General features: G+C 63.7%; 6 protein-coding genes. 5 read left to right on the top strand and 1 reads right to left on the bottom strand.

Annotated elements, in window-relative coordinates:
- Positions 1-3: 3 nt before the first annotated feature.
- The gene (locus VGV07_RS04970) at positions 4-1,257 is read right to left on the bottom strand and encodes a sugar ABC transporter substrate-binding protein (RefSeq protein ID WP_326867585.1); all 1,254 of its coding nucleotides are present in this window, start codon (positions 1,255-1,257) and stop codon (positions 4-6) included.
- A 289-nt stretch (positions 1,258-1,546) separates the two neighbouring features.
- Here VGV07_RS04970 and VGV07_RS04975 point away from each other — a divergent pair, with 289 nt between their 5' ends.
- From VGV07_RS04975 to VGV07_RS04995, 5 genes are all read left to right on the top strand, one after another.
- Positions 1,547-2,551: a LacI family DNA-binding transcriptional regulator gene (locus tag VGV07_RS04975; protein ID WP_326867586.1), complete on the top strand. Its 1,005-nt coding sequence runs from the start codon at positions 1,547-1,549 to the stop codon at positions 2,549-2,551.
- A gap of 145 nt (positions 2,552-2,696) precedes the next feature.
- Positions 2,697-4,037, top strand: coding sequence for a sugar ABC transporter substrate-binding protein (locus tag VGV07_RS04980; RefSeq protein WP_326867587.1), 1,341 nt, complete (start codon positions 2,697-2,699; stop codon positions 4,035-4,037).
- 266 nt (positions 4,038-4,303) lie between these two features.
- Positions 4,304-5,242 carry a sugar ABC transporter permease gene (locus VGV07_RS04985; protein ID WP_326867588.1) on the top strand — a complete coding sequence of 313 codons (939 nt, stop codon included), beginning with the start codon at positions 4,304-4,306 and terminating at the stop codon, positions 5,240-5,242.
- Positions 5,243-5,422: 180 nt separating this feature from the next.
- On the top strand, positions 5,423-6,256 hold the full coding sequence (locus tag VGV07_RS04990; RefSeq protein ID WP_326867589.1) for a carbohydrate ABC transporter permease: 834 nt from the start codon (positions 5,423-5,425) through the stop codon (positions 6,254-6,256).
- A gap of 30 nt (positions 6,257-6,286) precedes the next feature.
- Positions 6,287-7,417 carry a glycoside hydrolase family 172 protein gene (locus VGV07_RS04995; RefSeq protein ID WP_326867590.1) on the top strand — a complete coding sequence of 377 codons (1,131 nt, stop codon included), beginning with the start codon at positions 6,287-6,289 and terminating at the stop codon, positions 7,415-7,417.
- The last annotated feature ends 146 nt before the right edge of the window (positions 7,418-7,563 follow it).

Genomic DNA, 7,563 nt, shown 5'->3' on the forward strand with positions numbered 1-7,563 from the left:
GGACTACTGGGTGACGCGCTTGATGCGCTCGAACGAGCGGGTCAGTTCCTGGTCCGCCTTGGCGACGGCATCAGGAATGGTCATTTCGTCGGTCATGATGGCGTTGAAGTACCGCATGAAAATCTGGTCGACTTCCTGGAAGTTGGCCGGCGACGGCACCGCATGGGTGGTCGGCAGCGTCTCGTAGTAGAGCGGCGCCGACGGCGGGAACTTCAGGAAATTCTCGGTCTCGGCGGCTGACTTGCGACCCGGCACCGCACCACCGAGATCGCCCTCGGCCACTTGGGTCTCGTAGCTCAAGAGCTCCGTGACCAGGGCTTCGGCAAGCTTCACGTTCTGCGCCTTGGACGAGATGCCGTAGGCGCCGAAGCCGATGACGGTGTCGTTGCTCACCTTGCCCGGCTGGGTGGCGATATCCATGTCGAGCTTCGACGAGATGGCGTTCTGCACGATCCAGTGGCCCCGCGAGATCATGGCGATCTGGCCCGCGAAGAACTGGTTCTCGACGCCCTCCTGCCCCGGCACCGGCGAAACCTTCTTGGTGTGGATCAGGTCGTAGAGGAACTGCAGCGTCTCGGCGACCTTGGGGTCCTTCATGTTCGAGGCCGACCAATCCTCGGTCACCGGCGAGGTGCCGTTGGAGAGGAACCACGGCATCAGCCCGAAGAAGAAGGCCGGCACTTCATAGCCGAACTGCGTGACGTTGCCGTTGGCGTCGCGCTTGGTCAGCTTTTCGGCAATGGCGGCGAACTCGTCCCAGGTCCAGGTTTTGCTGGGTGCGGGGATCCCGGCCTCGGCGAACAAGGCGCGGTTGTAGTTCGTCATGATGTTGTTCCAGGTCGAGGGGATGAAATAGGTCTTCCCCTTGTACTTGGTCAGATCGAAGAGCTTGGCGTCGAAGTCGGAGAAGTCGCCCGAAGCGATGAAATCGTCGAGCGGGATGAACAGGTCGCGCGCCGCAAAGCTCTGCAGCGTCTCGACCGCCGTGTGGTACACGTCGTACTGCTCGCCGGCATTGTATTGCTGCAGGACGCGCGACACGAAGTCGCCCCAGCCGCCACCCACCGCATCGACGCCGATCTCGACCTCGACATTGGGATACTTCTGGTTGAAGCGCGTCACCGCGTCCTGCGTCGATTTCAGCTGCGCTTCGCCGCCGAAGGTCATCAGGCGCAGTTTGCCGGCTTCATCCGATTGCGCCAGCGCCGGCGCCACCAGCCCGGCAGTGAGCAGCAAGGCTGCCAAGAGCTTTTTCATTCGTCCCTCCTCTGTCCGGCGTTTCGACAAAGCTTCGCCGGTGCTGGATCACGACGTTTTCGTCGCTTCCCAGGTTGAAAATGTCATTCTCGCTCCGAGAACCGCCGAAAAACGGCGTCCGGCTCCCGAGCGCGGCAATTAAGCCATTGTAGGCGCTTTGATATTTCTCCCGTCGCGGGGTTGTCCCCGTCTTCTGGCGAGGCCAAACCTAACAGCTGTGAATGGATTTGCAAATGCATTCACAAATCCATTTGCATGCGTCTTTCGTTTGGTGCTAGCCGTTGCCGCCATGAGCACGATCTCAAAGGTTGCCGAACGGGCAGGCGTATCGCGGACCACGGTCTCGCACGTCATCAACCACGCCAGTCGGGTGTCGAAACCGCTGCGCGAAAAGGTGCAGGCGGCGATCGATGAGCTCGGCTATTCGCCCAACCCGCAGGCCAAGAGCCTGCGGACCGGGCGCACCAACCTGATCGCCGTGCTGATCCCCGATATCGGCAACCCGTTCTATACCGAGTTGGTGAAGGCGGCGCAGGCGGCGCTCGAAGAAGCCGGGCTCGACGCGCTGATCTACAACACGGACGTGCCGGGCGGGAACTGGCAGACGCATGGCCGCGACTACCTGCGCCAGCTCAACAAGAAGCGCGTCGATGGCCTCCTGGTCGGCGATTTCGCGCTCCACGGCATCAACGAGGAGTTGCAGAAGCTCGACACCCCGGTGGTGTTTATCGGCCAGCTCGCCAGCCATGCCGTCGACAGCGTCAAGGTCGACGACTATGGCGGCGGCTACATGGTCGGCAAGCACTTTGCCGAACGCGGGCACAAGACGGTGGTGCAGATCACCGGGCCCGAGAATTTCGAGTCCGCCATGGCCCGCGCCGATGGCTTCGAACAGGCCCTGAGGGACCACAAGGTCAAGGTCAGGAAGGCCCAGCGCTACACCGGCAGCTACCTGCCGCCCTCCGGTCGCGAGGCGGCACAATGGATTGCCGGGCTGCGCGGCGAGGACAAGCCGAGCGCCGTGTTCATCGGCAATTACCTCATGGCGATGGGCGCGCTGGCCGAGTTCCACGATCAGGGCGTCCGCGTTCCCGACGATATTGCCGTCGCCATTTTCGGCGACCTGCCGCAGCTCGAATATGTGAGGCCCAACCTCACTCGGGCCGGCGAGAACCCAGGCGCGCTGGCACGGCGCGCCGTCGAAATGCTGCTCGACCGCCTTAACGGCAAGTTCGACGGCCCGCCGCGCACCGAGGTCATCCCCTGTGCGCTGCGCATCTTCGAGTCGGCCTAGCCGACCCGAAACAACCGGAGCGTGATCAGGAAAAGTTGCGAGACTTTTCCGGTTCGATCTGGCGACCAACGAGAACTAGCGCGGCCGTTTCGGGGGAGGTGGCCGCGTCCAGGACGACAACACCAAAGCTCCAGGGAGGAGTGAGATGACTCATACGTCCAACATGCCGTCGGGATGGTCCCGCCGGTCTATCCTCAAGGGCGGCGCCGCACTCGGCGCTGCCGGCCTTGCCCTGCCCTTCGCCGGCAAGGCGTTCGCCCAGGACAATACGCTCAGCTTCTGGCAGTTCTACGCACCGGGCGGCGATGTGAAGCCGCAGGTCGACTGGTTCGTCAAGATGGTGGCCGATTGGAACGCCACCCAGTCCGAACAGGTGGCGCTCGAATATGTGGTGGGCTCCGAATATATCGGCGGCACCAAGCTCGCCACCTCGTTCGCTTCGGGCCAGGGCCCGGACATCTTCATCATCTCGCCGGGCGATTTCCTGCGCTACTACAATGGCGGCGTGTTGCAGGACCTGACGCCGGCGATCGAGGAAGCGGCGCGCGCCGATTTCCCCGAAAGCGTCATCGCCAACCGCATGGTCGACGGCAAGATTTTCGGCGTGCCGATGGAAGTCGAGCCGATGGCCTTTTACTACTCGGTCAAGGCCTTCGAGGAGGCCGGGCTCAACGAGAACGACGTCCCCACCACCTGGGAGCAACTGCTCGAGGTGGGCAAGAAACTCACCACCGCCGAACGCTACGGCGTGCTGTTCGAGACCAACCCCGGCTACTACCAGAACTTCACCTGGTACCCCTTCATGTGGCAGGGCGGCGGCGAGTTCCAGTCCGCTGAAGGCAAGTCGGCTTTCGACTCGCCGGCGACCGTCCAGGCGCTGAAGCTCTGGCAGGATGCGGTCAATTCCGGCGCCGCGCCGCGCCAGGTGCTCGGCGGTGGCGGCGGCGATATCGTCGCCAACCTCGGCTCCGGCTACTGCGCCATGCAGAATGTCGGCATCTGGGGCATCTCGGCGATGGACAACAACGCCCCCGACGTCCCCTACGGCATCTTCAAGCTGCCGGTACCCACCGGCGGCAAGTACGTCACCGTCGGTGGCGGCTGGGCCTTCGTTGCCAATAGCAAGGGCAAGAACCCGGAAGCAGCGGCGAAGTTCATCGCCTGGGCACTGGCCTCGATGGCGCCGGATTCGGTGCAGCGCGTCGTCGATTGGTGCACGGTGGCGAAGTCCGACATGCCGCCGCGCAACTCGGCGCTGGCTGCCGGCGGCGATGCCTTCAACAAGGGCAATATGGGGATCTTCGGGACCCAGATCCATCCGGGCACCCGGGCTGAACCGCGGGTGCCGCCGGAGGTCTACAAGATCATTTCCGACGCCATCCAGCAGACCCAGCTCGGCGGCGCCGATCCGCAGGCGACGGCCACCGCCGCCAGCCAGCAACTCGACGCCTTCCTCGCGTCGTATACGGGCGCGCCGATCCTGTAAGGGCATCGATGGCGGCGATGCGCACCTCTTGCCTTCTCCCCTTGTGGGAGAAGGTGGCGCGCAGCGCCGGATGAGGGGTCCGCGCAACGAAGTGTAGCGCGCTCGGAGCGCAAGCGACGAGCGATTGGAGTACGCGGAGAGAACCCCTCATCCGCCCTTCGGGCACCTTCTCCCACAAGGGGAGAAGGCGTCCACTTCAAAGGCCAGTGCCTCCTTACGTACGATTGGCTTCCCTCCGTGGAGGGGAACCCAAGGGAAACGGAACAGTGACCGAAATCACCACCGCGGCGGCGGGTGCGAAACCCGCTGCCATCCGGCTCACCACCAAGCAGCGCGAGGCGATTGCCGGCGTGCTGTTCGTCGCGCCCGACGCCATCGGCCTGATGCTGTTCATCGGCCTGCCGATGCTGCTGGCGCTCGGCATCTCGGTGTTCGAGGTCGATGGCTTCGGCGGCTTCAAGTTCGTCGGGCTGAACAACTACACCAAGATGTGGATCGATCCGCTGTTCTGGTCGTCGCTGCGCGTCACCGGGCAGTTCACCCTGATGCTGGTGCCGCTGCTCTATGTCAGCGGGCTGGGCCTCGCGCTGCTGGTGCAGCGCACCAGCAAGTTCAACACCGTGATGCGCTCGATGTTCTTTGCGCCGCAGATGGTCAGCCTCGTCGTCGTGGCCCTGGTCTGGCAGCTGATGGTGGTCGACAAGCTCGGCGTGCTCACCCGCTTTGCCGCTTCGATCGGGCTCGGCGGCATTTCGTTTCTCGGCGATCCGAACCTGGCGCTGTTCACCGTGACGCTCGCCGCGGTGTGGTTCCTGATGGGCTTTTACATGCTGATCTTCCTGGGCGGCCTGCAGGATATCCCGAAGGAATATTACGAGGCGGCGCGCATCGATGGCGCGAGCTCGACGCAAAGCTTCTGGTTCATCACCCTGCCGCTGCTTCGCCCCACCAGCTTCTTCGTGTTGCTGGTTTCGGCCGTCGCCGCCATCACCGGCGCCCAGGCCTTCGACCTGATCTATGTGATGACCAAGGGCGGCCCCGCCAATTCGACGGCCCTCCTCATCAGCTACATCTACCAGCAGGCCTTCCAGTACTCCGCCTTCGGCTATGCCGCGGCGCTGGCGACGCTCCTCGTCGTGCTGCTGATGGTGGTCACGGTGTTCTTCTTCTTCCTCACCCGCGGCGGACGGTTCGATTATGAGTGATCTGGTGCCAACGCTGTGGCCTGTCGCTCCCCTCCCCCTTGAGGGGAGGGGTTGGGGGTGGGGGTGGTGCAGTGAGGCGGGATGCTGCCCCTTCGATGCACAACCTCACCAACCCCTCCCCCCGCCCCTCCCCTCAAGGGGGAGGCGAGCAGTCGCCGACCGCGCACCCGGAGCAACGTCATGACCAGCCTCTCCCGCTCGCAGGCCAACGTCGTCCGGCTGGTGTGGATGCTGGTGGCCGCGGTGCTCGCCCTGATGGCGATCTTCCCGCTGCTCTACATGCTGTCGATCGCCTTCAAGGGCCCGACCGAGGTGTTCAAGTCGAACCTCATCCCCACCAGACCGGTCCTCGACAACTTCGTCTATGTGCTGACCGAGGTGCCGTTCTGGCGCTACCTCATCAACACCTTCGTCATCTCCGCCGTGGTGACCGTGGTGGCGCTGTTCTTCCACACCATGGCCGGCTACGCCCTGGCGCGGCTCAAATTCCCGGGGCGCGAGGCGGTGTTCCTCGCCATGTTCTCGACCTTCCTCGTGTCGCTGCCGGTGATCATCGTGCCGCTGTTCATCCTGGTGCGGACACTGGGCATGCTGAACTCCTATGCAGGGCTCATCATCCCGGCGATCTTCAACGCCTTCGGCATCTTCCTGCTCCGCCAGTACTACCTGTCGCTGCCCAAGGAGCTGGAGGAAGCGGCGGTGATCGATGGCGCCGGCTACTGGCGCATCTACACCAGCGTCATCCTGCCGCTCAGCCGGCCGATCATCGCGGCGCTGGCCATCCTGTTTTTCCTCGCCAACTGGAACTCGTTCCTCTGGCCGCTCACCGTTGCCTCCGATCCCAACCTCTGGGTCGTGCAGGTGGCGATCGCCAACTTCAAGAGCCAGTACGCTGCCAGCTGGAACTACACCATGGCCGCCTCGACCATCGTCGCGGTGCCGATGCTGGTGCTGTTCGTGATCTTCCAGCGCCAGATCATGGACTCGATCAAGACCTCCGGCCTCAAGGGCTGAGTTACCCCTCCTCTACCAACGGATTTCAACATGTCTGCTTTCAACGGCTTAGGCGTCAACCTCTCGAACCTCTACCGGCTCTCCCCGGCCAAGACCCGCTCGATCTCCCCGGAGAATTTCACCGGCGAGAAGGGCAAGGGCGGCATGGCCACCGAAGGCACCGGCGCCGTGCACGCCAAGGGGCTCGGCCCCGATGGCAACGGCCAGGGCTGGAAGGTCTCACCCTCGATCCGGATCGAGCCGGGCGAGACGCGCGTCCTCGCCGACATCGAGGGCATGGGCGCCATCCAGCAGATCTGGCTGACCACGGCGAACCTGCGCTGGCGCAGCCTCATCATCCGCATGTGGTGGGATGATCAGGAGAACCCGTCGGTCGAAGCGCCGCTCGGGGATTTCTTCTGCATGGGCTGGGGCCAGTTCGCGCAGATCAACTCGCTCGCCGTCTGCGTCAACCCGGGCCGCGCCTTCAACTGCTACTGGGAAATGCCGTTCCGCAAAGCCGCCCGCATCGAGATCGAGAACACCGACCCCGACGATTTCGGCATCATCTACTACCAGGTGAACTACACGCTCACCGAGGTGCCCGAAGACGCGGCCTATTTCCACGCCAAGTTCCGCCGCACCAATCCCCTGCCCTATGGCACCGACTACACCATCCTCGATGGCGTAACGGGCCGCGGCCACTATGTCGGCACCTACATGGCCTGGGGCGTGAACAATTCCGGCTGGTGGGGTGAAGGCGAGATCAAGTTCTTCATGGATGGGGACAGAGAGTTCCCCACCATCTGCGGCACCGGCACCGAGGACTATTTCTGCGGCGCCTACAATTTCGACGGCGGCGTGGTCGATGCCACCATGGACAGCCGCTACCGCGAGTTCTCCACCCCCTATGCCGGCCTGCCGCAGGTGCTGCGTCCCGACGGCACCTATCGTAGCCAGACCCGCTTCGGCATGTATCGCTGGCATTTGAGCGACCCGATCCGCTTCGAAAGCGACCTGAAGGTCACCATCCAGGCGCTCGGCTGGCGCACCGAAAACCGCAACACCCGCCGCTACCTGCCGCTACAGGACGACATCGCCTCGGTGGCTTTCTGGTACCAGACCCTGCCGACGGCGCCGTTCGAGGCGCTGCCGGGCCGGGATTATCTCGAGGTGATTTGAGGTCTGCTCCCCTCCCCCTTGAGGGCTACTAGATTCACACATTGAGGTGTGCGGCGAGGGTTTGGACGGCGCGCTTGGCGGTTTGGATTTCGAGCCAGCCCTGAAGCATGACGACGGGGCCGGGTTTTCCGTAGTATCCGGTCCAT

The sequence above is a fragment of the Devosia sp. genome (genome assembly GCF_035944845.1).
GTDB lineage: Bacteria > Pseudomonadota > Alphaproteobacteria > Rhizobiales > Devosiaceae > Devosia_A.